Raw genomic sequence first — 21,918 nt, forward strand, 5'->3', positions numbered from 1 at the left:
ACTCCAAGGGTTTGATCTGAAATCTCTTGACTTCTCAGCTATACATTTTCTCTAAGTGCAGGTGTGGCCAGCCGATTGGGGTAAACCGACCACACCTGCTGCTCAACAAGACGATGGTTCTTTCCCATGGGACAGCCGTGCCTCTTGGGAGATCGGCGATGATGGTGTTGGTCGCGGTGTCAAAGATGATTCTGCCGCGGCCCGTGGCGTAAGCGTACGGAATAACCACCCACGTTGGTTGCTTCGACCCGTAGGGCGTGGCTGACCAGACGCCCTGCAGGTTCCACGGCGCCTTGTCGCCGGCGTGACGGAGGAATGTGCTGGCGGAGGTCGAGCAGATGCCGCTCAGCGGTGAGCCCATGCTGTGTTGCCCTGGTTCAACCGGCGCCACTGGCCTGCCTCGGCCTAGGAGGCTGCTGAATTGGTCGGTGGTGTTAAAGCGCGTCGGCTGGACCTGTGGGGCTAGTGGTTCGGACGCCCTGATCCGGGTGCAACATGATCCTAAGCGGGCGGAACGACCAGGTTGTCGCACCTTGAGTGCTGACCTGGATGGGCCGCTGGACGGCTCATTGGTTGTGTTCCGCCCGCCCCAAAGCCACATTTGTCCAGCAGCCTCCTAGTCGCCGGACGTCCGGACGTGACTCACCAGGCCCACGGTATTGCCCTCGCTGTCCTCCACGAATGCCATCCATTCCTCCGACCCCGTCGGGCCAAGCCGATCGTCCTCGTGGACGTAGATGACGTGCGGTTCCTTGACAATCCGCACTCCCTTGGCCCGGAGCCCTTCAACGGACGAGTGGAGGTCTGCTACCTCTAGGTAGACCAATGCCGACGGCGCACCCTTTTTCAGCAAGAGACGGACGCCACTGACATCGAAGAACAACAGGCCGGGCGGATCAAAGACGGCTTGGGGTTCCTTCCCGAGGAGCGAGGAATAGAACGCCGCTGCCCGTTCCAGGTCCTCGGCACTTTGTGCAACTTGAATGAACCGCATGATCAACCTCCATGATGGACTGTCAGGCTTCTTCAGCCATATTTTCGTTACACACTTATGTGATGCGAAACCTTGTTCGTGACGCTGATTCAAGAGAGTTCCCCAGATAGTTCGTGGTTCATCCTCGGGGGGAGGCCGTGATATTCATGTCACGTGCTCTGCAAATTGGGTCGAGGCTGGCATTGGTGAGTCACTGTTGATTGGGGAATGCCTTGAGCTATTCGATTTCCATTGCCGCGGAGTTAACAGAGCTTACGGAGCACACAGTGCGCTACTACGAAACGACCGCCTGCTGGTCTCTGGTGTGCCGCGGGATTCGGCTGAGCGCCGGCGGTACGGTGACCGGGATATTCACTGGGTACGTATGCTGAAGCGGTTGCACGAGACAGGGATGCCCATGCGAGTCTCAGACGTTGCAGAGCGAGTCTTTTGCATGAAGGGGAATAGGGGCTCGGCGGGCCTGCTCAGAGTTGCTTGGCCAGGGTCTTCACACGGGTTAGGAACAGTTCTCTCAGCTGGTCGTTGGGAGCAACGGTGCTGAAGACAACAGCAAGCATCACTGCCCTGTCCAAACGCAGGATCGGCCATGCGGGTGTTTCCGATACGACTGTCCCTCCCGCACGGGAATAGCCTTCCAGGAAAGCCTCGTAGTCCAGTCCGTTCTCATCGATGGCAGCGTATTCCTCAATACGTGCGATCTCCATTTCAGGTGCAGCGCCGAGGGCATTGCTCCAGTCGAAAATGGACGGCGGCTGGCCGCCCGTGACTCGGACGTTCTGACGCCTGGGGTCCAGATGGGTAAGGCGCGCGCGGCTCGGGTTCCCGTCCAGATCGCGTAGCAGCTGTGCGGCTCCAGGCAGGACCGGAAGCAGATCGTTCTTTCCCAACTCGGCATATCGCTGCTCCAACCGCCGTACGATGCGCAGATTCACGGGCATGCCATGTTATGCGACGAAGTCCACTTCGGGCAGCGGCAGCTGATGCATCCTGGCAACGATAGAGCCCAATGCTGCCGTGTCGAGTTTTGATCCGTCGTCCTCGATGACATTCAGGACCAGAACGGGGAAACCGTTGTGCTCGACGAGATCCAAGGGCTGGGCGCTGGGTATTCCATTAGCCGACGACCACGCTGCAAGGGCCATTTCCTGGCACTGAAGATCCGGGGCCGTAACACCCCTGTTGTTTCCGGTATTGAATTCGGGCCAACGATGGAATGCGGTATCCCTCTTGCATTCCATCGCGGATCGCGGTGTAGAACAGGAACTTCGTGCCGGAGTCTGCGAGGGTGACGCCGTGCGCGTCCCTGGCAGCGGCGATACCTTTGACGGCTCCCAAGGGGTCGTGCCGGGTTTCGATGCTCATCCGCCTTCCCTAACGAATCAGTTTGGCCGTCCAGGACACTGATGTTTGGCTGGAGTCGCTGCGATTATCTGCAAGCAGGCCTTCGCAGGTGCGCACGGCGAGGACTGAATGATTTAGCTGCGGAGGAAGCCGAGGGCGGCCCGGGCATCGTCGATCCCGGGACCGGACCATCGAGCGGCATGTTCGGCGTTGCTGGACAATGACCGCAGTTCGGCCCGGTCCAGGTAAAGGGTGCCCATCAGATGATCGGTTTCGTGCTGCACGATCCGCGCCTGCCACCCGGAGTACACGCCTTCAAACGGGACACCATCCGGGGTGAGGCACTCCAGCTGTACCGAAGCGGGCCTGCTGACGACGGCTTGGTAGCCGCTGACTGACAGGCAGCCCTCGTAGAAGGATGCGCTCTCAGGACCAACCGCCGTGTAAGTCGGGTTCAGCACGGCCAGGAACTCCAGCGGCTCGCGGTTCCTGGCTGCCGCCGAGGCAGGGTCAATCTGGTATTGATCCTCCAGGACGGCTAGCTGGAGGGGCAGACCGAGTTGCGGCGCCGCCAATCCCACACCGGGTGCAGCATGCATGACCTCACGCATGCGCTCAATCAGGGCGTGCAATTCTGCTCCGTCGATTTGCCCGTCGAATGGTGCTGCGTGCTGGCGGAGCACTGGATGACCGGCCTGGACGATCGGGGGCAGGGTCTCCATATCCAGCAGCATCCGCGCTGTGTCCCGGATGTCGGTAGCGGTGAAGTCCGTGGATGGGCCGTACAGCGGCCGAGCATGCTGGGTCATGAGGTGAGCCTATCCGTTCGGCCTGCATGACCACGTCAATGGAGCGGCGGGGCAGGTGGGTTAGGCTCATCGGATGAGCGACAGCGACCCCCTGGAAGTAGTACTTGGATTCGTCAGGACCGTTGAAGCCGGCGGAGGAGGAGCCGACATCGATCCGTTCCTGGCCGAGGACTTCACACTCACCGAATGGCCTCACGCCCTGTCCAAGACGGGCTCCACCCGCACCCGCGAAGAGACCCTGGCCGGCGCCGACGACAGCAAGGCAATCGTTTCCGGGCAGAGGTTCGAGATTGTCCGGACCACTACCGAAGGAAACCGGGTGGTGCTGGAAATGAACTGGTCCGCCGTCCTGCTTCTGGACCTCCCGCACTGGGATGCCGGGGAAACCATCCGCGCGCGGAGCACCGCAGTTTTTGAACTGCGGGACGGTTTGATCGCCAGCCAGGACACCTACGACTGCTACTACACCGGCAGCTGACTGAGGACGGCTTACCAGCGCATCGTAAAGCGCCGCTCCACCAGCCCGGCGACGCAGTCCAGGCGGAGGGCACCGGCAAAGAGGCTGTTCCTGGTGGCCAGCGCCGAAGCCGGCATGGGCCTGCCCAGGGCCATGTTCAGCGCCGCTTGATGTGATGCTTTGGAGGCGGCGCGGCCACGGGTGGTTTCAAAACGCCTGATACGCCGTCCCACGTCCACACCCGAGAGTGAAGCATCGATGATGGGTGCCAAGGCTGCGGCGTCCAGCCATCCGAGGTTCATCCCCTGCCCGCCGATCGGACTGATCTCGTGGGCTGCGTCGCCCACCAGGACCATCCGCCCGTGCACCATGGAAGAAGCCAGCCGGGACTGCACGCCAAAGGCACTCAGCATGGTGTTGGTGGCCGGGTCCGGCAGCACGCCCGTCCTGGCGCCCACCAGCGCAGCCAGGCCACCCGCCGTCGGGCTCGTTGCCGGTGTGCCGAGCCGCACCACCCATCGCCGCACGCCACCGGGCAATGGGAAGGATTCCACGATCCCGTCCGGCTCCAGGTAGAGGACGGCGTCATCCCCGTGGCCCGTGGTGTCCTGGAAATCACCCATGAGGTAGTAGTCCGGATAGTCCCTGGCATGCTTGCCGGGCTCGAACCGCTCACGGAACCTGGAATGGGCGCCGTCAGCGGCCACAGCCAGCCTGGTCCTGAACCCGAGTGCCCCCGAAGGTGAGTCCGCTCCGATGCTGACAGTGCCGCCGTCGTCAACCAGCGTGTGGACGTTGGCGCCACGGACAAGTGCCTGCGGGTCCAACGCTGCGACGGCCTCCTCCAGCAGCCGTTCCGTCACCGGCTGGGGAACTGCAAGGATGAACGGAAAATCCGGATCACCGGAGAAGGGCAAGGCGGCGACCCTTTTTCCCCTGCTGTACGCCACGCCCTTCCGGATGCGTATTCCTTCAGCCACGAGCCCCGTGGCGAGTCCTGCGCGCTGGAGTTCCTTCAGGGCAGGAGGGTGGATACCGATGGCACGCGATCGGTTGCTGCGCGCGGTGCGGCGTTCCAGGATGCGTACCGACCTCCCGCGCTGTAGTAGGAGGACTCCCAGGAAAAGACCCACAGGGCCGGCGCCGACGATCACAACGTCAGGTCCCACGCGGACCGTCGTCTCCGAATCGGGTTTCCCGGACAAGCAGGTTGTGCCAGGGACCGTTTGCTTCCACGCGCCAACCGGCCGGGGCCTCCGCACGCAGTTCCGACGGGGTATAGCTGCGCCTGATGGACACCAAGCCGTCACCGCAAATGAACGATCCCACGCCAAGCGGCCAGAAACCTGCCGCAAAGAGCGCATAGGCCGCGTTGCTGCGCCGGAGGTCGTTGTGCAGCGACATCGAGGTGGCCAACTGCTCCGAGTCGCCCAAGATAGCGGCCAGATCGGCAGCATCAAGATGGTGCAGCATGTGGTTGGACAGCACAATGTGGAACGTGCGTCCCTCCGCCACCAGGTCGGAGCTGAGAGCCTGCCGGTACTCCACTCCTGGCACGCTCCGGGCCTTCGAAGCGAAAGCGAAGGCGCGCTCGTCGGGGTCGATCGCCGTCACTCGGAGGTCGAAGCCGTCGCGCAATGCCCAGCGGGCCAGGCTTCGGGCGACGTCACCGCCTCCGCAGCCGATATCCAGCACCGAGACGGAATCCCGCAGGCGCAGAAGTGGTACAAACCGTTCGCGGTACATCCTGTGCCATCCGGACAGCAGGGCGTTCACCACGGGAAAGCGGGCATAGCTGCGGTTGAGGCGCTGGAGGTCGCAATCGGGGCGGTCCATGTCCTCCACGGCATCCAGGTCCCGCTGCGCGAGGGACCCCCACGGACTCACAGGCCGGGGGAGACCAGCGTCAGGAGTCCGGTCTCCACGGTCAATCCGGGTCCGAAGGCCATGGAACAGATCCGTTCCTCACGCTCACGGGCAGGCCTGTCCAGCATGTACTTGAGGACAAACAACACCGTGGCGCTGCTCATGTTCCCGTACTCCCGCAACGTCTCCCGGGCAGGGACCAGTTGATCTGCCATCAGCTCCAGTTTGGACTCCACCCTGTCCAGGATGCTGCGTCCGCCCGGATGGATGGCCCAATGCGTGATGTCCCGGTAGGGCTTGTCGCTGAGGCCGGGTTCCTTGGCCAGGAGCGGTTCCAAGGCCCCTGTGATGTGGTCTTCAATGATGTGGGGCACGTAGGAACCGAGGACCATCTCGAAGCCTTCATCGCCGATGTTCCAGGCCATGGCTTCTTCACCCACAGGGGTCAGCACGGTCTCGAAGTGGTCCAGCCGGATGACGGGCTCCGGCCCCTCGGGTTCCCGGGCTGTGACGACGGCTGCCGCGGCTCCGTCGCCGAAGATGGCCGAACCCATTATGGTGTCCGGATCGTTGGAGGTGCGTACGTGCAGGGAGCATAACTCGGCACAGATGACCAGGACCACGGCCGATGGATCCGCCACACAGAATTGTTTGGCGGCCCTGAGCGCCGGGAACGCGGCGTAGCACCCCATGAACCCCAGATGGTAGCGCTGGACCGAAGGCTGGAGGCCCAGGGCCCTGACCACCTTGTAGTCCGGTCCCGGGTTGAAGAATCCAGTGCAGGAGACGGTGATGACGTGCGTGATGTCATCCAGGCCGATCCCGGGGGCACCTGCCACGGCGGCCTTGCCGGCCTCGATGAAGAGCTTGGTGGCTTCGACGGCGAAAATTTCGTTTCGTGCCTTGGTGCTGGGACTCAGCACCCGGTTGGTCTCGAGGTCGAAGAACTGCGGATTCTCGGGATGGGCGTCCAGGCTCAATTCGGCCACGGCCGTGTAGCGGGTGTCAATGGCGGCGGAGTCGAAGCAGGTGGTCACAAGCCGTGAGCCAAGCCTGGACAGGCCTGGCTGGGCTGCGAAAACATCGCGCGCTTGCGATTGGACAAGGATGGTGGGCGGGACTGCGGTTTCGAGGGACCTCATGTAGACCGGCATGCTTCATTCTTAGCGAGTATGGACGCGAAGACAATGGGCGCGGGTTGTTGCCGCGTGTTCACCGTGGCGGTGCATACTGCCCAGTAGTGTGGAACGTACCGTTGCCGCATCCGCGCCAACGAACGAGAATCGAACGTACTGGCCGCAGCCGGCCGGTCAGGGGATGGGCGACGCCGAGGCAGCGCCGCCTGGCAGATGGAGAAATCATGAGCATTGCCGCGAGCACGGAGACGGAAGCTTCGGCGTCCCACGTAGCGGACACCCACGACCTTATCCGGGTGCAGGGAGCCCGCGAAAACAACCTCAAGGACGTCAGCATCGACATCCCCAAACGCCGGCTCACGGTGTTCACGGGTGTTTCGGGCTCCGGCAAGAGCTCGCTCGTGTTTGGCACCATCGCCGCCGAATCGCAGCGCATGATCAACGAGACCTACAGTGCGTTCGTCCAGGGTTTCATGCCGTCCCTCTCGCGGCCTGACGTGGACATGCTGGAGGGCCTGACCACCGCCATCATTGTTGACCAGGAGCGCATGGGGTCAAACCCCAGGTCCACGGTTGGCACGGCAACTGACGCCAACGCGATGTTGCGCATCCTTTTCAGCAGGCTCGGCCAGCCGCATATCGGCTCACCCAACGCTTATTCGTTCAACGTCCCCACCGTCAAGGCCAGCGGAGCCATCACCGTGGAGCGCGGGGAAGGCAAGACCAAGACGGAGAAGGCGTCCTTCAACCGCCTGGGAGGCATGTGTTCCCGGTGCGAAGGTATGGGGTCGGTCAGCGACTTCGACCTCACCGCACTTTACGATGACAGCAAGTCCCTGAGCGAAGGCGCCCTGACCGTGCCCGGCTACAGCATGGACGGCTGGTATGGGCGCATTTTCAGCGGGACCGGCTACTTCAACATGGACAAACCGATCGGCAAGTTCACCAAGAAGGAACTTCACGACCTCCTTTACCGTGAACCCACCAAGGTCAAGGTGGAAGGCATCAACCTGACCTACGAAGGCATCATTACCAAGATCCAGAAGTCGATGCTGTCCAAGGACGTGGATGCCCTGCAACCGCATGTCCGGGCGTTCGTGGAGCGCGCCATCACGTTCACAACCTGCCCGGAGTGTGAAGGGACGCGCCTCAGCCCGGAAGCCCGGTCCTCCAAGATCCAGGGCAAGAGCATTGCGGACGTCTGCAAGATGCAGATCAGCGACCTCGCCGGCTGGATCAGGGGACTGGACGAACCATCAGTCGCACCCCTCCTGAAGGGATTGCAGCACCTGCTTGACTCCTTCACCGGCATCGGGCTCGGGTACCTGTCCTTGGACCGTCCCGCCGGTACGTTGTCCGGGGGAGAGGCGCAGCGGACAAAGATGATCCGTCACCTGGGTTCTTCCCTGACGGATATCACCTACGTTTTCGACGAGCCGACCATCGGACTGCACCCGCACGACATTGAGCGCATGAACCAGCTGCTGCTGCAGCTTCGGGACAAGGGCAACACAGTGCTGGTGGTGGAACACAAGCCGGAAACCATCGCGATCGCCGACCACGTCGTGGACCTTGGCCCGGGAGCCGGTACCGGGGGTGGAACCGTCTGCTTCGAGGGAGACCTCGACGGGTTGCGGGGGAGTGACACCATCACCGGCCGGCACCTCGATGACCGCGCCGCAATCAAGGACACAGTCCGCCCCGCCACAGGCCAGCTTGAAGTGCGTGGCGCGTCGACGAACAACCTGCAGGATGTCGACATTGATATTCCGCTGGGGGTTCTTTGTGTCCTGACGGGCGTGGCCGGTTCAGGCAAGAGCTCGCTGGTGCACGGCTCGGTGGCCAAGCGCGACGGGGTCCTGGTCATTGACCAGGGTGCCATTCGCGGTTCACGGCGCAGCAATCCGGCTACGTACACGGGACTCTTGGAACCGATCCGCAAGGCCTTCGCCAAAGCCAACGGTGTGAAGCCGGCGTTGTTCAGTTCCAATTCCGAGGGTGCTTGCCCCACATGCAATGGCGCAGGGGTGATCTACACGGATCTGGGTGTCATGGCCACCGTTGAATCAACGTGCGAAGAATGCGAGGGAAAGCGCTTTCAGGCGTCGGTTCTTGAGTACAGGCTGGGCGGAAGCAATATTGCAGAAGTGCTTGCAATGTCTGTGAATGAGGCAGAAAAGTTCTTCAGCGAGGGCGACGCCCGCACGCCGGCCGCCCACAAGATCCTGGACAGGCTTGCCGATGTCGGACTGGGATACCTGACTCTGGGCCAGCCGTTGACAACCCTGTCCGGCGGTGAGCGCCAGCGCCTGAAGCTTGCCACGCAGATGTCCGAGAAAGGCGATATCTACATCCTGGACGAACCCACAACGGGCCTGCACCTGGCCGATGTCCAGAATCTGCTGGGCATGCTGGACCGCCTGGTTGAGTCCGGCAAGTCCGTCATAGTGATCGAGCATCACCAGGCCGTCATGGCTCATGCGGACTGGATTATCGACTTGGGACCCGGAGCCGGGCACGACGGCGGCAAGATCGTTTTCGCTGGAACGCCGGCGGAGCTTGTGGCCGGCAGGTCGACGCTGACGGCAAAGCACTTGGCGGCTTACGTAGGCGCCTGACGCGAGCGTATTTGGGGCCGTTTCGGCTGTGCGGGACGGCCCCCTCCGTGATGTGTCCCAAACGCCGATAATCTACATTATGTAAAGTAACGGATATTCAGCGTCCCCTCTCGACGCTGCATGCGCAGCTTTGCGGGGTCCCGGGCCAAACCTTCTGGGTTTTCCTGGAACGTGCTTCCGCGTTTGCGCCACGTCACACCGTGGGGCCTGCCACACCTGCTCGAAACCGCATGGTGGCAGCTGTGAGGATTGAAAGTGCACGTCAGCGCCCACCATTGAGGAAAACATGCCCGGCGATATTGCCTTCTGCGAAACCCGCTGGACCAACCCTGCCCACGCGCGCATCCGGGCGACGCCCATCTGCTCACAGTGCATCACGGAGTTCAACATCACCCGGCTCCCGCGCCTGGCGTACCTGGATGAACTGCCCTTCGTCACGTTGGATGGACAGCGTCTTGCTGAACCGGACGCGAAATTCAGTGGCGAATACGCAAGGTTCCAGCCCCGCAGCAGCAGGGAACTCGAAGTTGCTTGGCTCAACGAATTGGTCGGGGCCAACTGACTCCGGTCGGTCGCGCGGGGAGTCTAACCGGCGTAGCCGATACAGAGCCGCCAAGGGACGCCGGGCAGCTCACGTGAATCCCCGGAATCGACGGGAATGGTTCCACCAACAAAGCGGCCGGTGTTCGTTGCGAGAATCGCTCCATGCTGGTCAACGATGCAGCTGTTGGGTGGTAACGCGCGCAGATGGGGTTCGAACGCAGTCTGTAGTTGGCTGACCGAAACATCTGCGCCCACTACCCCGGCGTACCGGCCGTCTACCGTGATACGCCTGCCGAAAGTCATCACAATCTCATTGGTTCCGCTGGCGTCCACGTATGCGTGGCTGACGTGGTAGCCGCCCTCCTCTGTGTCCTCCCCCGGCAGCCACGGGACGGTGTTCACCTCATAGAGATCCATATCGATGTACAGCCGTTGGTGGGACTCAGGGCCCGTAGGCGCGTAGCACCACGCTATCCATCCCTCCCCGTAGAATTCCTGATCGGCCATGAAGCCGTTGCCGTACAGGAAGGGTACCCCGATGGCCAGTGACCTTCTGGCCACGGCATAGATCTCTGAATCCGCCTTTTCCCGGCTCGCACCCGAGGAAATGCTGGTGCGAACGGCCTGCTCGAGGTCTCGAAGTGATGCTGCGGCGATCCCTTGGAAAGTGCCGGCGAGCGTCTCGATGGCCGTCACTACGCGGTCCACGGACGGGGGCTTTCCTTTGGTATCGATTGGCGAAACGTCCAGCTCCAACCGTTCGTCGATGACCAGGTTCATGTCCCGCCGCACATGGTCTTCGGCGAGCTGCCGGCTTAGCGCAACGTCGCCGGCCTTGATTGCCTCGACTATCCGCGCGTGATCGTCGGCCGCGGCCTGTCTGCGGGGTGCAGGGTCCATCCAGATCAGCGGGCCAACCTCGGCCTGCAGCTCCGCCTCCTGCCTGGTCAGCCTGACGGAGCCGGAGCTCGCCGCAAGCTCAATGTGGAATTTGCTGTCGGCCCGGATCGCGTCCGCCGGGTGCTCGCTTGTCCGGATTTCATCGGACATGTACTCAAGGCGTGCCAGGGATAGCCGGCTGGACCTCTCCGCTGCGGCCGCAGCGGCGCTGCCGGCCAGGAACGCGCGGAACTCGCGGAGGTCGCGCAAATCCTCCAAGGAGTAGGTGCCCACCGAATGTTTCTGCATCCGTGCGACGTCGCCCGTATTGGCCTTGACGAAGCTTCCTCCGCCCTTGCCGCGCCGGGTCTCCACGAGACCCAATCCCCGCAATTCGGCCAGGGCTGCCCGAAGCGTCAATGTTGACACGCCCATCCTGGTGGCCAGATAGCTTTCGCTCGGCAGCTGGGATCCGTCCTCGAGGACGCCGAGTTCTATGGCGTGCCTCAGGCGCCGGGCGACTTCCTCTCCCCTGTCGGCGGTCTCCAGCGGGGCGAAAGCCAGTTGCTCTTTCCATGTCGACACCGGTACTCGTCCTCCTCGAAGAAAGTGACATTTAACCTTGAATGTCTATTGACCCTTATCAATAAAAGTCTATAGTTAAGAGTACCAATCGAAGAGAAGAAGGGCACCTGTTCCGGTCAGACACAGATCAGTAGTGGTGGTCCGCAACCTAGATGAGGAAAGGAGAAGACGATGACGCGGGAAGAAGCTTACGCACAATGCAACCCGGACTCCTATGTTGAGTTTTATGGTGGCCGCTGGATCGTCGTTCCGTTCGCCCAGGTTGAGCAGCCACAGTTCTTTGTCTGCTCGCCGTTGGCGCTGAGCGCTGCCAGGTAGCCCCTCCCGTCACGCTTCCGGGTGTGTTTTAGTAAAGCCATGGCTGATCCTATCGAGGACTATGCACTGCTGTCGGATCTCTCGACCGGGCCGCTGGTTTCCCGTCGCGGCAGCCTTGATTGGGCATGTTTCCCGAGGTTCGACTCCCCCGCGCAGTTCAGCGCCCTGTTGGGATCGCGCAGTTCAGCGCCCTGTTGGGATCCGGTGAACAAGGACGGTGGTTGCTCGCCCCGGGTGACCCGGAAGCCGTGGTGACAAGCCGCTCATACGTTGATTCGACCTTCATAGTGGAAACTCACTGGCGTACGCCCACGGGTTCCGTCCGGGTTACCGATTTCATGCCGGTAGGGCATGCCACCTCGTCGGTTCTGCGCCGCATCACCGGGCTTGAGGGCGTGGTGGAAATGCATCAGGAACTGGCTATTCGTCCGGGCTACGCGAAGATCGTCCCGTGGACGCGACGCATCCACGACGTGGATTCCGGCGGGACCATGCTCCAGGCCTTGGCAGGACCGGACGCGTTGGCCCTTCGCGGCCCGCACCTTCCGGAACCGCACACACACGGTCACGCAGGAAAGTTCACGGTAGCGGCGTCGGACGTTGTGGACTTCGAGCTGACCTGGTTTCCGTCGCATCGCCCGGCGCCGGCAAGAATCGATGTGGACGCCGCCCTGCAGCAGGCCACTGCCTACTGGACAACGTGGGGAAGCCACTGCCGTTCGAATGGCGCCTACGGAGAAGCCGTCAAGCGGTCCCTCTTGGTCCTGCGCGCCCTGACGAACTACGAGACGGGCGGCATTGTCGCTGCACCTACCACCTCCCTCCCGGAGGAATTTGGCGGGTCCCGGAACTGGGACTACCGGTTTTGCTGGTTGCGTGATGCTGCGTTGACCCTGGAATCGATGTTGACCCATGGCTACGAAACCGAAGCGTTGCAGTGGCGCAACTGGCTGCTGCGTGCGCTGGCCGGGCAACCGGAAGACCTTCAGATCATGTATGGCATCGGAGGCGAACGGGACCTGCCGGAGCGGGTTCTCGATCACCTCCCGGGGTACGCCGATTCCCGGCCCGTGCGGATCGGAAACGCGGCCGTGGCACAGTTCCAGGCCGACGTGGTCGGCGAAGTCATGGTGGCTCTGGAAAGACTGCGTATGGCCGGAGGCAAGGAAGACCATTTCTCCTGGACCCTGCAACAGATCTTGCTGGGATTCGTCGAGAAACACCTTGATGACAAGGACTATGGCCTCTGGGAAATACGGGGCGAACCACGCTTCTTCACCCATTCACGGGTGATGATGTGGGCCGCCTTCGACTGCGGCATTCGAGCAGTTCGCGATCACGGCCTTGAGGCCCGGCGGCGCATTGGGAAGACCTCCGCGAAAAGCTGCGCGAAGAGATCATGGACAGGGCTTTCAACCCTGGGCTCAATTCGTTTAGCCAGACCTATGGCGGTACCCAAACGGACGCAGCCCTCCTGGTCATGCCCCAGGTTGGGTTCCTGCCTTACGGCCACGAACGGATGCTGGGTACGGTGGCACGCCTGGAAGAAGAACTGCTGAACGACGGCGGCCTGCTGCTGCGTTACAGGACGGAGACGGGTGTGGACGGCCTGGAACCCGGAGAACATCCCTTCTTGGCCTGCTCTTTCTGGCTGGTGGAACAGTACGCCCGAACAGACCGGACAGACGATGCCAAACGCCTCATGGACCAGTTGGTGGGGCTCAGCAATGAACTTGGCCTGCTGAGCGAGGAGTACGACACAGATGAAGGACGGATGGCCGGGAACTATCCCCAAGCCTTCTCGCACCTTGCCCTGGTCCGTGCCGCGGAGGCCCTGCACGGGGTGGACTTCCTTAGCTTGGCCAGGACCCTGTAGGTGCGTCACCCTCCTCGCTCGGGCCCGGTTCCCCTGTGCGTTGACCAGGCGGAGCTGGCCGGTCAGGCGGCCGCGTCCGGTTCCAAGGGTAGCTCCCACACTTCGTCTTTTCCGGCGCGGGAATAGACTTCACTGGACATGACGTAGTCCCGGGCAGCGGGACCAACCATTCGCAGGCCCACGAGGACCCAGCCGCCGTCGTGGCGGCCCCAACGAAGCCCATGCCTGCGCAAAGTGGAGAGGAATCGCGTTTCGGGTTCCCGCGCAGTGCCGGCTATCCGGCACCAGCTGATGTACAAGCCGTAGAGGGTATCGATGTCCATGCCCTCGTCGGTGTCTTCTTCAATAATGAGGGATTCCTGGATGAAACGCGCGAAATTGTCTGTGGCCATGACGGCCTCCAATGGGGATGAAAGGCAAGAACCGCCGGGCTGCATCGGCGAAAGAGCCTATCCTCCCACGCTACGCACACCTGTCCCGCATCACAAGGGCAGGAATAGACTGGTTCGACCATGACCGGTAGCCCAGCCCGTCTATTCCTCGGAGTCGCTGTTGCGGCGATCCTCATGTCCGGCTGCTCACCGGCTGCCCACGACACCGCTCCCCCGCCCGCCCAGGCATCGTCAACCAGCCAGCCCGGTCCGGTGGAATCCGCAGCGGCCATGGCCGGCGATGCATCACCGACCGCCGGTGCAACCCTGGCACCGCCACCCACGCCAACCCAGACAGCTGCACCGCAGCCCTTCGCTTTCAACCTCTATGAGGACGGCGACTTCGTACCGCAGTACACCTTCGAATGGTGTGTGGCCGCGAGTGTCCAGATGGCACACAACCTTGTCCTGAAGGGCGGCAACGGCACTTGGGCGGGGCAGGCCCAACAGGGCGAATTGTGGGAGATGGCCCGGGTGCGCTCGTCCAACGCGTTCAACGGTGCCAACCCCTTGGGCTGGGCAGCCGTGCTTGAGGAGGTGGGCATGGGCCGCTACCAGGTGGTGAGCATTCCTGGGTACGCGGACGCACTGCGAACGGCCGCGCGGGCCATGGCCAACACCGGCAGGCCCGTCGGCCTGGTGATGTGGAGTGGCCGCCACGCATGGGTGATGAGTGGGTTCGAGTCAGTGGGCGATCCACGGTTGCATCCGGAATTCCAAGTGACCGGCGTCAGGGTGCTGGATCCGCTGTACCCCTACGGCAGTGGCCAGTGGGGCCCTTCACCGGCCCCGGACACCTTGCTGAATCCGGAGCAGTTGGCCACACAGTTTGTAGTCCGGGAACCGCGGCGATGGAGCAGCGAGCTGCCCACCGGCTACATGCTCGTGTTGCCGCAACAGGCGGGGGCCTAGAGGTCCACCGTCCCGGACTCGCCGACGCTCATCCGGGAATCGGACACCTTGGACTTTATCCATTGAAGGACGGTGGCAGCGGTTCCGCCCGGAGTGCTCCAATACTCCGCGGAGTCGGAGTCCACTCGAAGCAGGCAGACCTCCGGTGTCTCGGGACCGTCGGGGAACCAGGCTTCCACGGCCTGGTTCCACAGTTCACGGATGGTGGTCCTGTCCGTGACCACTTCCGCGGTGCCGGCCACGGAGACCCACTCGGTGTTCTTGCCGAAGGAGACGTTGACCCTGTTGTCGCCCCGGATGTGGGCCACCTGTGAGGTACCCAAGCCCGTGAAGAACCAGAGGTCGCCGTCGTCACGGACCTCTTGGACGGCCAAAGGCCGGCTGACCAATGCCCCTGATTCATTGACGGTGGTCAGCATGCCAATTTTGGTGTGGTTGATGATGTCCGTGACTTTGGCGATGCCTTGCTCTTCACTCATGGTTGCCTCATTCCACCTTTCGTCCGGGACCATCCCGGTTTGCCAGCCTATTAGTAAGTTTACTTATTTACTAGTCAGGCATGCGAAGGCGGCAGGTCACGGGCGTCCCGGCGGTGGTCCCTCGATCAGCGTAGGAATGTACTCAAGAAGCTGGGACCGCCCATCGAACGTGCGGCTTTCCACGAGCTCCAGGGCTACGTCCGGATATCCGTCGTAGATCCGCTCGCTCCCGGTCCGGCCGGTAATGACGGGAAAGACCACCAGCCGGTAGCGGTCCACCAGTCCGGCAGACAGCAGTGACCGGGTGAGGCTGAGGCTGCCCAAGGTACTCAAGGTTCCCGTGCGGGTGCGTTTCAGCTCCCGGACGGCCTCCACGGCATCACCACGTACAAGCTCGGTGTTTGGCCAGGCCAGTGGTTCCTCCACGGATTTGGAGAAGACAATTTTGGGCATCGCCGCCAACCCCGTCAGGCTTGCCCCTTCGTCGTCCGAAAACCCCGAGCCTTCATCCTCCGCCTGCTGGGAAAGACTGGACATGACCTTGTACGTGTTGGCCCCCATCAGAAGCGTGATGTCCTTTTTTCCTTCCTCGTCCAGCCACGCCAAGTATTCCGGTCCTTCCAACCCCCACCAGCCGGGCCAGCCTTCGCCCGAGGCGTAGCCGTCCAGGGAAATGATGAGATCCACCATCAACTCGGCTGACGTTTTCTCCGCTGCACTTTCACCCATGGTTGGCTCCTCGATTGGCTGAGTTCGGGTGTGGTGGCGGTTATGCTACCGCCGCCGCCTTCCGCCCTTCAAGGACCGCAGGCACCGGGCCGGGCGTGCCGGTTTCAGGCACTTCGATCCACGCGGGACCTCCACAGCAAGTAGACAAAGTAGGGCGCGCCCACCAGTGCTGTGGTGATGCCGGCTGGAATCTGGGCCGGAGCAATGATCGTCCGGCCGATGACGTCAGCCAAGACCACCGTGGAAGCGCCGATCAGGGCCGCCACCGGAAGCACGCGCACGTGCCTCGCGCCTACCAGGGTGCGTGCAGCGTGAGGAGCTACGAGGCCTACGAACGCAATGACACCCACCGATGAAACCGCCCCGGCGGTCAGAAGCACTGCAACGGAGAGGAGGATCAACCGGGAGCGCGTCAGCCGGATGCCAAGTACGCGGGGGGAATCGTCGTCCACGGCGATCAGGTCGAGGTCCCTCCGCAGGGCAGCCAGGACGGGAACCGCCATCACCAGCGCAAGCAGCGGAGGCAGGACCGAGGCGAAGTTTCGACCGTACGTTGATCCGGAAAGCCAAGTCAAAGCCTTGGTCTGGTTGAACGGATCCGTTGAAACGAGCAGGACAGTGATGATGGCTGCGAGACCCGCGGAGACCCCGATTCCGATCAGGACAAGCCGGTTCTGCTGCAGGCCTCCGCGGAAGGACAGGCCAAAGACCAACGCGGCGGACAACGCGGCGCCCAGCAAGGCCGAGCCGGTAACTACCCACGCTCCAGCCAGGGGAACCGTGGTGATCACGGCAATGGCCGCCAAGCCGCCGCCGCCCGAGACGCCCAGGATGCCGGGCTCGGCCAGCGAATTCCGGGAGACTGCCTGGATGAGGGCACCGGCAAGGGCCAGCGCCGCGCCCGCCAGTACCGCGGCCAGGACGCGCGGCATCCGGGTGCCCAGGATGGCATTGACCCGGTTTCCGGATTGCCCCGTCATCCAATTGGCCAGATCCCCGAGCAGCAATTTGGCATCGCCAAGCAAAGCCCCGGCCACAAGCAGCCCTGCCAGCAGCACCAGCAAAGCCACCAGGACGCCCCAGTAAAACCTGTGCGAGCGCAATCGCGCCAGGGCATCCCCGGCCGCGCTGAGACCGGCGTCGGTCATGCGCAGCGCGAGGACCACCAGGAACACTGCGCCAAAGACTGTGGTCACCGCGCCCGTCGGCACCTCGACGCCGGCCTGGGCGCCGAACAGCCCGCGCACGGCGACGTCCGCGCCAACCACGACGATCGCTCCGGCCAACCCGGAAACGGGCAGCAGGGAACGGTGCCTGCCAAGGCCCCGGAGCCGGCTCGCCAGCAAGCGGACGATGGCCGGGGCGCACAGCCCCACAAAACCGATGGGTCCAGCGATGGTGACCGCCGCTGCGGACAGGACAACAGCCAGGACGACGGCGGCCACCCGGGCTACGCGCGGATCCGCACCTGCCAGTCTGGAGGCGTCGTCTCCCAAGCCCAGGAGGTCAAGCCTTCGGGACAGTACCAGGAGCAGAGCGACCGCCACCAGTACCACCGGCGTGAACTGCAGCAATTCATCCGTGCGGGACTGGGCAAGGCTGCCTTGTCCCCACGCATAGAGCCCGGTTGTCTGCTGGCTGAACAGCAGCAGAAGGGCGCTGGTGGCCGAATGAAGCCCCAGCGCCAGCGCTGTCCCTGCCAGCACCAGCCGAATGGGACCGCCGTTGCCGTTGGCTCCACCCCCGGAGAGCGCCAGCACGAGCAGGGCGGCGGCGAGGCCGCCAAGGAAGGCAACTCCGCCGGACAAGAGCGCGGGCAAGGTCAAGCCGAACGCCGCTACGCCTACGATCGCGAAATGCGCGCCGGCGTTGACTGCCAAGGTGTCCGGTGCGGCCAGGACGTTGCGGGTTGCCGATTGCAGTGCAGCCCCGGCAACGCCCAAGGCGACGCCCACGAGGAGGCCTGCCACAAGGCGGGGTACCCGGGAGGCGATCAACACCGCTGTCGCCTGGTCCGAGCCGCTGCCGGTGAGCAACCCCAGCAACTCGGCAGGGCCGACGTCGGCCGTCCCTTGCGTAAGGTGGACCAGCGAAAAGGCCACCAGGGCCACAAGGCCGGCAACGGCGGCGAGGACAGTTCCGGACCAGCGCCGGAAGCCTGCGGGAGCGGGGGCGGGAGCGCCCGCCACGGCCGTGGTAGCGGTCATGGCGGGCCTCCGTGCTGTTTGGGTCATGATGCGGCGGTGCTATTTGGTGAGGGAGGCCACCAGGGCGTCGACGTATTGCGTCATCGAAGCCGGGCCACCGAACATCCAGATGCCGTCCGGCAGGCGGTGTACGCTTCCGGAAGTGACGAACGGGAGGGACTTCCAGACCGCGTTGTTGGTCAGCTCATCGGTGAAGTCGCCGTCGGCATTGTTGGTGATGTAGGCAAAGCTGTCCGCGTTGATGGCAGTCAAGCCCTCGACGTCGGTGGACGCCAGTCCGTACGCGGGATCCCCTTCCATGGTCCAGGGGCTGACCAGGCCAAGTTCGGTGTTGATGTCTGCCAGCAGTGATCCCTTGACGTAGGGCCGGACCGAAACCTTGCCGTCGGCCACCCAGCCGTCGGCGAATGCCACGCGCTTTCCTGCGAGCCCGGCCTTTTCGAGGTCGGACTTGCCCTTCGCCACCGCTGCATCGAAGGCGGCGATGGCTTCATCGGCCTTCTTTTCCGTTCCTGTTGCCTTGGCGACGAGCTTGAGGTTGTCCTCTGCCTGGGCGATCTGGCGGCTCGCGTCGGCCGACTTGACCACCACAACGGGAGCCAGCTCCTCAAGCTGCTTGATGACCGGGTCGGTCAGGTCCGTGGTGGCGACAATGAGGTCGGGATCCAGGGAAGCGATGGTGTCGAAGCTGGGTTCGCTGCGGGTTCCGATGTCCTTGGGCGTGCTGTCCAGCTTGCCGGCTGTGACCCAGGCACTGTAACCCTTGACGTCGGCCACACCCACGGGCATGACGCCGAGCGTCGTGAGGTTTTCCACGACGTTCCACTCTGTGCCGACCACGCGCTTGGCGGGTCCGTCGAGTTTGACCTCCGTGCCGCGGGCGTCGGTCACGGTGATGGCACCGCCGCCTGCGGCACCGCTGGAGGCCGAACCGGCAGGTGCTTCAGTAGTGCCGCAGCCGGTGAGGAGAAGTGCCGCGGCGGCGGTAGCGGCCAAAGCCTTGGGGATTTTCATGGACGCGTGGTCCTTTCATTGTTGAGGGGTTGGGTTTCGCTGTGCCGGCCCACTGCACGGGTGCGCAGCCTTCCGGTCAGCGGATCAGTGTGGGTAACGATGGGAATGGAATAGACCTCGCTGAGGAGTGCGGCGTCGAGGGCCTCGTGTGCAGGACCAGCCGCAGCGATGCGGCCTTCGGAGAGCACTACCACCTGGTCGGCCAGCGCCGCAGCCTCGTCGAGGTCGTGCAGCACGACGCCGATCGCCACGCCGTGGACGCGGGCGAGGTCGAACACCAGGTCGAAGATTTCCACCTTGTAGCGAAGGTCCAAATGGTTTGTCGGTTCGTCGAGCAGAAGCACCGAGGTGTCCTGGGCCAGGCAACTGGCCAGCCACACGCGCTGGAGCTGCCCTCCGGATAGTTCGTGGACTCCCCTGCCGGCCAAGTCGCCGACGCCGGTGAGCAGCATGGCGCGTTCGACGGCGGCAGCCCCCTCGGGGTCGGCCGCCCGCCACCGTCCGCGGTACGGATGGCGGCCGAATTCGACCACGTCACGGACGCTCAGGCCGTGGGGCACCGGGCGGCTCTGCGAAAGCAAGGTCACGTGACGGGCGAAATCGCTGCGCTTCATCATGAGGGCATCAACTGCGTCACCGTCGGAGGGGCTGACGGTAACGCTTCCCGACGACGTGGCATGCAAACGTGCCAAGGCCCGCAGCAACGTGGACTTTCCGCTGCCGTTGGGACCCACCAGGGCTACGATCCGCCCGGGCTCCAGGACCAGGCCGGCACCGTGGACCACGTCCCTGTCGCCGTAGCGCAACACGAGGTCGTGAGCCTTGAGGCCCGCCTGTTTTCCCTGCTCAATCACAGTTTGCTCAATCACAGATGGAAGATTAGCTTAGCCTTACCTAATTTAAGAAAACGGTCGCTTCATGTTGTCAGCGGAGTCACAACGAGCCTTGGTGGTGGCATCATTACGTTCATGGCTTCTGACCAGCTCCCTACTGTCCAGCGCCTTCGTCCCCAAGGGTTGGTGAACAGTCCTGCCTTCAGTCATGTGGCGGTGGTTCCTCCTGGCGCCACCACCATTTATGTGGGAGGGCAGAACGCGGTGGATGCTGACGGCAACCTCGTTGGACCGGACGACGTTGCAGTCCAGTGTGCCCGCGCACTGGCCAATGCCCGCACCGCCCTGGCCGCGGTGGGAGCTGGCCTTTCCGACGTGGTGCAATGGACCGTGCTCTTCGTCGATGGTGCGGACCTCGCTGCCGGATACGGGGCCATCGCTTCCGAGCTCGCCTCGGATGAACCGCCTCTGGTCACGGCCGCACGGGTGGCTGGCCTCGGCGTCCGCGGGGCCTTGGTGGAGATCAGTGCGGTAGCCGCCGTCGTTCGCTGACTTTCAGTTGAGGGTGCCGCTAAGTGCCCCCCAGCGACCCCTCTGGTTCAGGGGGCCGAACGTTGCTAGCGTGACGCCATGAGTCCCTCGAAGACCCCTCCCGAGATCCTGGCCATCGACGACTGGGACGTCAGTATTTCGAGTCCGGACAAGGTGGTGTTTCCGGAAGCGGGGATCACCAAGCTGGATCTGGTGCGGTATTACCTGGCCGTAGCGGAGGGAGCATTGCGCGGTGCGGGCGGCCGTCCCATGGTCCTGAAGCGCTTCCCCAAGGGCATCAATGCCGAGCCGTTCTTCCAAAAACGTGTTCCTGAGAACCATCCGCCTTTCATCGACACGGCAACCCTGCACTATTCGTCCGGGACCTCGGCTGAGGAAGCGGTCATCCGGGATGACGCCGGATTGGCATGGGTAGTGAACCTGGGATGCCTCGACCTCAATCCGCATCCTGTGCGCGCAGAGGACCTTGACCATCCGGACGAACTGCGCATCGATTTGGATCCGATGCCCGGAGTGGATTGGTCCCAAATTGTGGATGTTGCCTACGTGGCGGGGGAAGTGCTGGAGGACGTTGGATTGGTGGGATGGCCCAAAACCAGCGGATCCCGGGGTTTGCACATCCTGGTCCGCATTGCGCCGGACCACGACTACAAGCAAGTGCGCCTCGCCGCCGAAACGCTCGCCCGGGAAGTGGAGATCCGGGCGCCCGGACTCGCCACTGCCCGATGGTGGAAGGAGGAGCGGGGCGAAAGCGTCTTTGTTGACTTCAACCAAAACGCCAAGGACCGGACGGTGGCCTCGGCCTACTCGGTGCGGCCGCTGCCCGACGCCAGGGTCTCCACTCCCCTGACCTGGGATGAGCTGGCGACGGCCAGGCCCGGCCAATTCACTGTGTTGACCGTACCAGCGCGGTTTGAGGAGCAAGGGGATCCCCACGCAGGGATCGATGGTGCTGCAGGTAGCCTGGACCGGCTCCTCGCTTTGGGCGCCGAACTGGGACCGACTGAGAAAGCTCCGCGTTCGGGTGATGGTTCGGGACGACGGCAGTCGGTCATGCCGCTCATTGAGGTGGCCCGGACCAAGACCAAGCCGGAAGCCCTTGAAGCACTGGAGGAGTGGAAGTCGCGCCACGCAGCCGTTGTGCCGGAGTTGCACCCCGCCGATGTCCTGGTGGACGGCATGCGCGGCTCAAGCTCTCTTTGGTACCGCGTCCGCATCAACCTCCAGCACGTTCCGGAAGCAAAACGCCCGGAGCAGGAAGAGCTGATCGCCAACTACGATCCCTGGGCCGGCAAGGAATGGCCCGGCCGCCCCAGAGCGTGACCCCGCTCCCCTGTTC

General features: G+C 63.3%; 23 protein-coding genes and 1 pseudogene. 9 read left to right on the forward strand and 15 right to left on the reverse strand.

Features of this window, described 5'->3' with window-relative positions; translation table 11 throughout:
• Window positions 1–616 precede the first annotated feature (616 nt).
• The 5 genes from ACH488_RS02025 to ACH488_RS02045 form a co-directional block, all read right to left on the reverse strand.
• Window positions 617–994, reverse strand: a complete 378-nt coding sequence (locus ACH488_RS02025; RefSeq protein ID WP_397321889.1) for a VOC family protein — start codon at window positions 992–994, stop codon at window positions 617–619.
• Between the two features lie 464 nt (window positions 995–1,458).
• Window positions 1,459–1,926 carry a phosphotransferase gene (locus ACH488_RS02030; RefSeq protein WP_397321890.1) on the reverse strand — a complete coding sequence of 156 codons (468 nt, stop codon included), beginning with the start codon at window positions 1,924–1,926 and terminating at the stop codon, window positions 1,459–1,461.
• 12 nt (window positions 1,927–1,938) lie between these two features.
• A complete protein-coding gene (locus ACH488_RS02035) occupies window positions 1,939–2,085 on the reverse strand; it encodes a hypothetical protein (RefSeq protein ID WP_397321891.1) in 147 nt (48 codons plus the stop codon).
• A gap of 22 nt (window positions 2,086–2,107) precedes the next feature.
• A complete protein-coding gene (locus ACH488_RS02040; RefSeq protein ID WP_397321893.1) occupies window positions 2,108–2,356 on the reverse strand; it encodes a hypothetical protein in 249 nt (82 codons plus the stop codon).
• Window positions 2,357–2,469: 113 nt separating this feature from the next.
• Window positions 2,470–3,144 carry a peptide deformylase gene (locus ACH488_RS02045; protein WP_397321895.1) on the reverse strand — a complete coding sequence of 225 codons (675 nt, stop codon included), beginning with the start codon at window positions 3,142–3,144 and terminating at the stop codon, window positions 2,470–2,472.
• A gap of 73 nt (window positions 3,145–3,217) precedes the next feature.
• Here ACH488_RS02045 and ACH488_RS02050 point away from each other — a divergent pair, with 73 nt between their 5' ends.
• Window positions 3,218–3,622, forward strand: coding sequence for a nuclear transport factor 2 family protein (locus ACH488_RS02050; RefSeq protein WP_397321896.1), 405 nt, complete (start codon window positions 3,218–3,220; stop codon window positions 3,620–3,622).
• A gap of 11 nt (window positions 3,623–3,633) precedes the next feature.
• Here the strand turns inward: ACH488_RS02050 and ACH488_RS02055 are convergent, their stop codons facing one another.
• Genes ACH488_RS02055 through ACH488_RS02065 form a run of 3 tightly spaced genes read right to left on the reverse strand, consistent with a single transcriptional unit; the run spans window position 3,634 to window position 6,621 of the window.
• The gene (locus ACH488_RS02055) at window positions 3,634–4,770 is read right to left on the reverse strand and encodes an FAD-dependent oxidoreductase (protein WP_397321897.1); all 1,137 of its coding nucleotides are present in this window, start codon (window positions 4,768–4,770) and stop codon (window positions 3,634–3,636) included.
• Complete coding sequence (locus tag ACH488_RS02060; protein ID WP_397321899.1) at window positions 4,760–5,488, reverse strand: class I SAM-dependent methyltransferase; 729 nt, start codon at window positions 5,486–5,488, stop codon at window positions 4,760–4,762. The genes ACH488_RS02055 and ACH488_RS02060 overlap by 11 nt, the downstream gene beginning before the upstream one ends.
• Window positions 5,485–6,621, reverse strand: a complete 1,137-nt coding sequence (locus ACH488_RS02065) for a type III polyketide synthase (RefSeq protein WP_397321901.1) — start codon at window positions 6,619–6,621, stop codon at window positions 5,485–5,487. Before ACH488_RS02065 ends, ACH488_RS02060 begins: the two co-directional genes overlap by 4 nt.
• 206 nt (window positions 6,622–6,827) lie before the next feature.
• Between ACH488_RS02065 and ACH488_RS02070 the strand changes: the two genes are divergently transcribed.
• Both ACH488_RS02070 and ACH488_RS02075 read left to right on the forward strand, forming a co-directional pair.
• Entirely contained in the window at window positions 6,828–9,221 is a 2,394-nt protein-coding gene (locus tag ACH488_RS02070) for an ATP-binding cassette domain-containing protein (RefSeq protein WP_397321902.1), read from the forward strand.
• A 286-nt stretch (window positions 9,222–9,507) separates the two neighbouring features.
• Window positions 9,508–9,783 carry a hypothetical protein gene (locus ACH488_RS02075; RefSeq protein ID WP_397321904.1) on the forward strand — a complete coding sequence of 92 codons (276 nt, stop codon included), beginning with the start codon at window positions 9,508–9,510 and terminating at the stop codon, window positions 9,781–9,783.
• Window positions 9,784–9,806: 23 nt separating this feature from the next.
• Here ACH488_RS02075 and ACH488_RS02080 read toward each other — a convergent pair whose 3' ends face one another.
• The gene (locus ACH488_RS02080) at window positions 9,807–11,228 is read right to left on the reverse strand and encodes an FCD domain-containing protein (protein ID WP_397321906.1); all 1,422 of its coding nucleotides are present in this window, start codon (window positions 11,226–11,228) and stop codon (window positions 9,807–9,809) included.
• Window positions 11,229–11,399: 171 nt separating this feature from the next.
• Here ACH488_RS02080 and ACH488_RS02085 point away from each other — a divergent pair, with 171 nt between their 5' ends.
• From ACH488_RS02085 to ACH488_RS02095, 3 genes and pseudogenes are all read left to right on the forward strand, one after another.
• Window positions 11,400–11,546: a hypothetical protein gene (locus tag ACH488_RS02085; protein ID WP_397321907.1), complete on the forward strand. Its 147-nt coding sequence runs from the start codon at window positions 11,400–11,402 to the stop codon at window positions 11,544–11,546.
• 39 nt (window positions 11,547–11,585) lie between these two features.
• Window positions 11,586–11,801 (forward strand): trehalase-like domain-containing protein, encoded by a 216-nt coding sequence (locus ACH488_RS02090; protein ID WP_397321909.1) that lies wholly within the window; start codon window positions 11,586–11,588, stop codon window positions 11,799–11,801.
• Window positions 11,768–13,422: pseudogene (locus tag ACH488_RS02095) on the forward strand (glycoside hydrolase family 15 protein). The gene ACH488_RS02090 and the pseudogene ACH488_RS02095 overlap by 34 nt, the downstream one beginning before the upstream one ends.
• 62 nt (window positions 13,423–13,484) lie before the next feature.
• Here ACH488_RS02095 and ACH488_RS02100 read toward each other — a convergent pair.
• Window positions 13,485–13,814: a hypothetical protein gene (locus ACH488_RS02100; protein ID WP_397321911.1), complete on the reverse strand. Its 330-nt coding sequence runs from the start codon at window positions 13,812–13,814 to the stop codon at window positions 13,485–13,487.
• Between the two features lie 120 nt (window positions 13,815–13,934).
• On the opposite strand from ACH488_RS02100, the gene ACH488_RS02105 reads away from it, so the two are divergent.
• Window positions 13,935–14,765 (forward strand): hypothetical protein, encoded by an 831-nt coding sequence (locus tag ACH488_RS02105; protein WP_397321913.1) that lies wholly within the window; start codon window positions 13,935–13,937, stop codon window positions 14,763–14,765.
• On the opposite strand, the gene ACH488_RS02110 is transcribed toward ACH488_RS02105, so the two are convergent.
• The 5 genes from ACH488_RS02110 to ACH488_RS02130 all read right to left on the reverse strand — a co-directional run bounded on the left by ACH488_RS02110 (window position 14,762) and on the right by ACH488_RS02130 (window position 20,063).
• Complete coding sequence (locus ACH488_RS02110) at window positions 14,762–15,244, reverse strand: pyridoxamine 5'-phosphate oxidase family protein (RefSeq protein WP_397321915.1); 483 nt, start codon at window positions 15,242–15,244, stop codon at window positions 14,762–14,764. The genes ACH488_RS02105 and ACH488_RS02110 overlap by 4 nt on opposite strands.
• Window positions 15,245–15,340: 96 nt before the next feature.
• Window positions 15,341–15,973, reverse strand: a complete 633-nt coding sequence (locus tag ACH488_RS02115; protein ID WP_397321916.1) for a dihydrofolate reductase family protein — start codon at window positions 15,971–15,973, stop codon at window positions 15,341–15,343.
• A gap of 104 nt (window positions 15,974–16,077) precedes the next feature.
• Window positions 16,078–18,207, reverse strand: coding sequence for an iron ABC transporter permease (locus ACH488_RS02120; protein WP_397321918.1), 2,130 nt, complete (start codon window positions 18,205–18,207; stop codon window positions 16,078–16,080).
• Between the two features lie 12 nt (window positions 18,208–18,219).
• A complete protein-coding gene (locus tag ACH488_RS02125) occupies window positions 18,220–19,194 on the reverse strand; it encodes an iron-siderophore ABC transporter substrate-binding protein (RefSeq protein WP_397321920.1) in 975 nt (324 codons plus the stop codon).
• Complete coding sequence (locus tag ACH488_RS02130) at window positions 19,191–20,063, reverse strand: ABC transporter ATP-binding protein (protein WP_397321922.1); 873 nt, start codon at window positions 20,061–20,063, stop codon at window positions 19,191–19,193. Before ACH488_RS02130 ends, ACH488_RS02125 begins: the two co-directional genes overlap by 4 nt.
• A 99-nt stretch (window positions 20,064–20,162) precedes the next feature.
• Between ACH488_RS02130 and ACH488_RS02135 the strand changes: the two genes are divergently transcribed.
• Both ACH488_RS02135 and ligD read left to right on the forward strand, forming a co-directional pair.
• Entirely contained in the window at window positions 20,163–20,579 is a 417-nt protein-coding gene (locus tag ACH488_RS02135) for a RidA family protein (protein ID WP_397321923.1), read from the forward strand.
• Window positions 20,580–20,657: 78 nt separating this feature from the next.
• Window positions 20,658–21,902 carry a non-homologous end-joining DNA ligase gene (gene ligD, locus ACH488_RS02140; protein ID WP_397321925.1) on the forward strand — a complete coding sequence of 415 codons (1,245 nt, stop codon included), beginning with the start codon at window positions 20,658–20,660 and terminating at the stop codon, window positions 21,900–21,902.
• The last annotated feature ends 16 nt before the right edge of the window (window positions 21,903–21,918 follow it).

The organism is Paenarthrobacter sp. NPDC018779 (assembly GCF_044391085.1).
In the GTDB taxonomy this organism is placed as follows: domain Bacteria; phylum Actinomycetota; class Actinomycetes; order Actinomycetales; family Micrococcaceae; genus Arthrobacter.

Coding starts and splice junctions, on each gene's coding strand:
- ACH488_RS02040 (WP_397321893.1), bottom strand. CDS start 2,356: ATGAGCATCGAAACCCGGCACGACCCCTTGGGAGCCGTCAAAGGTATC.
- ACH488_RS02050 (WP_397321896.1), top strand. CDS start 3,218: ATGAGCGACAGCGACCCCCTGGAAGTAGTACTTGGATTCGTCAGGACC.
- ACH488_RS02075 (WP_397321904.1), top strand. CDS start 9,508: ATGCCCGGCGATATTGCCTTCTGCGAAACCCGCTGGACCAACCCTGCC.
- ACH488_RS02120 (WP_397321918.1), bottom strand. CDS start 18,207: ATGACCCAAACAGCACGGAGGCCCGCCATGACCGCTACCACGGCCGTG.
- ACH488_RS02065 (WP_397321901.1), bottom strand. CDS start 6,621: ATGCCGGTCTACATGAGGTCCCTCGAAACCGCAGTCCCGCCCACCATC.
- ACH488_RS02110 (WP_397321915.1), bottom strand. CDS start 15,244: ATGAGTGAAGAGCAAGGCATCGCCAAAGTCACGGACATCATCAACCAC.
- ACH488_RS02070 (WP_397321902.1), top strand. CDS start 6,828: ATGAGCATTGCCGCGAGCACGGAGACGGAAGCTTCGGCGTCCCACGTA.
- ACH488_RS02100 (WP_397321911.1), bottom strand. CDS start 13,814: ATGGCCACAGACAATTTCGCGCGTTTCATCCAGGAATCCCTCATTATT.
- ACH488_RS02045 (WP_397321895.1), bottom strand. CDS start 3,144: ATGACCCAGCATGCTCGGCCGCTGTACGGCCCATCCACGGACTTCACC.
- ACH488_RS02090 (WP_397321909.1), top strand. CDS start 11,586: ATGGCTGATCCTATCGAGGACTATGCACTGCTGTCGGATCTCTCGACC.
- ACH488_RS02085 (WP_397321907.1), top strand. CDS start 11,400: ATGACGCGGGAAGAAGCTTACGCACAATGCAACCCGGACTCCTATGTT.
- ACH488_RS02125 (WP_397321920.1), bottom strand. CDS start 19,194: ATGAAAATCCCCAAGGCTTTGGCCGCTACCGCCGCCGCGGCACTTCTC.
- ligD (WP_397321925.1), top strand. CDS start 20,658: ATGAGTCCCTCGAAGACCCCTCCCGAGATCCTGGCCATCGACGACTGG.
- ACH488_RS02135 (WP_397321923.1), top strand. CDS start 20,163: ATGGCTTCTGACCAGCTCCCTACTGTCCAGCGCCTTCGTCCCCAAGGG.
- ACH488_RS02115 (WP_397321916.1), bottom strand. CDS start 15,973: ATGGGTGAAAGTGCAGCGGAGAAAACGTCAGCCGAGTTGATGGTGGAT.
- ACH488_RS02025 (WP_397321889.1), bottom strand. CDS start 994: ATGCGGTTCATTCAAGTTGCACAAAGTGCCGAGGACCTGGAACGGGCA.
- ACH488_RS02105 (WP_397321913.1), top strand. CDS start 13,935: ATGACCGGTAGCCCAGCCCGTCTATTCCTCGGAGTCGCTGTTGCGGCG.